Annotated in this window: 2 protein-coding genes; both read right to left on the bottom strand. The window is 63.8% G+C overall.

The features are described 5' to 3' along the window. Positions 1-616, bottom strand: a 616-nt coding sequence (locus EN939_RS32350) for a FlgK family flagellar hook-associated protein (protein WP_442919584.1), incomplete at its 3' end; no start/stop codon positions are given. 27 nt (positions 617-643) lie between these two features. Then, positions 644-1,898 (bottom strand): flagellar hook protein FlgE (locus EN939_RS32345; RefSeq protein ID WP_245473250.1); only part of this gene is annotated, 1,255 nt, incomplete at its 5' end.

The following is a 1,898-nucleotide window of genomic DNA, read 5'->3' as shown; positions in this document are numbered from 1 at the left end:
GGACATAGTTCGAAATCTTCTTCAAAAGCGCGTCGCGCTGGTCGAGCGCATCGGAAACGTCGGTGCCGGAACGGGTTCCGGACATGACCGCCGTGTTGGCATCCTGGAACTGGCTGAGCAGCGAGTTCAGGTCATCGACGGCGGTGGCGATCTGGCCGTCGGTCTGGGTGCGGAAATCCTGGACTGCCTTGGAGCCCTCGTTGAGCGAGCGCACGACCTGTTTGGCGGCGTCGATGACCGAGGCGCCGAGGTTCTGGTTCGACGGCGAGGTGGCGTAGAGCTGCAGCGCCTGCTGCAGGTTGGCGATCGCGGTCGAGGGCGAGGACGCATTGTCGACGCCATTGACCGCGACGCCCAGCTGATCCATGCCGCTGTAGAGCGCGTTCTGCCCGCTCCAGGCCGATAGCGCGCCGAGATTCTGGCGAAACAAAAGCTCGTTGGCTGCGCGCTGGATATCGACCGAACGCGCGCCCGGCGCCGTGCTGGTGACGACGGCCTGGCGCCGCGAATAGTCCGGATTGGAGGCGTCGGCGACGTTGCGCGAGACAACGCTTGTCTGTCGCGCGGTGTTCATAAGCGCCGACTGGGCGATACTCAATGCGGTAGACAGTGACATGCGGGTCTTTCGCGGGCGACGCCCGTCTTATCTCTTCAGGTTGACAAGGACGTCCATCAGATCGGAACCGGTCTGGAAGACTTTCGAATTGGCGGTGTAGCTGCGCTGCGCCGCGATCATGTTGGTCAGTTCTTCGGCGATGTCGACGTTGGAATTCTCGAGCGCGCCGGAGATGATGGAGCCGAGTTTGCCTTCATTGGCAAAGCCGACACGAACCGCGCCGGACTCGGTGCCCTGCGAATAGACGTTGCCGGGCAGCGCGGTGAGCTGGTCCGGGCTCTGCACGTCGGCCAGCGGAATCTTGTAGAGCGGCTTGGTCGAACCGTCCTTGTACTGTGCGTAGATGGTGCCGTCCTTGCTGATCTGGACCTTGTCGATGGTGCTCGGCGCGTTGCCGTTGACCTGGGCATCGGAAACCGTGAAGCCGGCGCCAAGCTGGGTCAGCGCAGACAGATCGATATTGAGGGTGGCGCCGTTCGGCACGGTAAATGAAACGCCGGTGGGCGTGCCGGTGAGCTTGCCGGTGGTGGTGTCGAAGGTCAGGTTGGCCGAGCCCAGCAAGCCGCCAGCGGTGTAGGGGAACGATGTTCCAGCGGTGGCCTTCGACTGATCGAAGACCGCCACCTGCCAGGTGCCGGCGCCGGTGTTGGTGAAATAGACGTCGAGCAGCTTCTTGTTGCCGAGATTGTCGTAGGCGACCATCGAGGATTTCGACGTGTATTGCGCGGTCGCAGCGTTGGCGGCGGGCAGGTTGGCGGTCGCGACCGGTGTCGCGCCGGCCGGCAGGTTGCCGGCATAGCTGCCCTCGGTGCTCGGCGTTGCGGTCATTCCCTGGTCGGAGATGACAACCGGGACCAACCCCTCGAAGCCATTGACCGTCGCTGCCGGTACGCCGTTGTCGTAGCTGTACGCCATCAGCTGGAAGCCGGCCGAGTTGACAAGTCTGCCTTGACCGTCGGGAACGAAAGCGCCGGCCCGGGTCAGGTAGGGGGTGCCGCTCGGATCCTGGACGACAAAGAAGCCATCGCCGCTGACGGCAAGGTCGGAAACCGAGGTCGTGTACTGAAGCACACCCGGATCGCTGACCGCCTGGCGGATCGTCGTGGTGACGCCGCCGGAATTGTAGGCACCGCCGGTCGACGGCATGACCAGCGTCGAGAATTCGGCGGAGGAGCGCTTGTAGCCGGTGGTGTCGGAATTGGCGATGTTGTCGGCGACCGTCGATAGGCGGTTTGCCTGGGCGTTCATGCCGGAAACGCCGGTCGGCATCATTCCGTAGAGG

The sequence above is a fragment of the Mesorhizobium sp. M7A.F.Ca.CA.002.05.1.1 genome, assembly GCF_003998335.1.
Lineage (GTDB): Bacteria > Pseudomonadota > Alphaproteobacteria > Rhizobiales > Rhizobiaceae > Mesorhizobium.
Note: the sequence above shows the minus strand (reverse complement) of the source record. Positions and strands in the feature narration are given on the sequence as shown.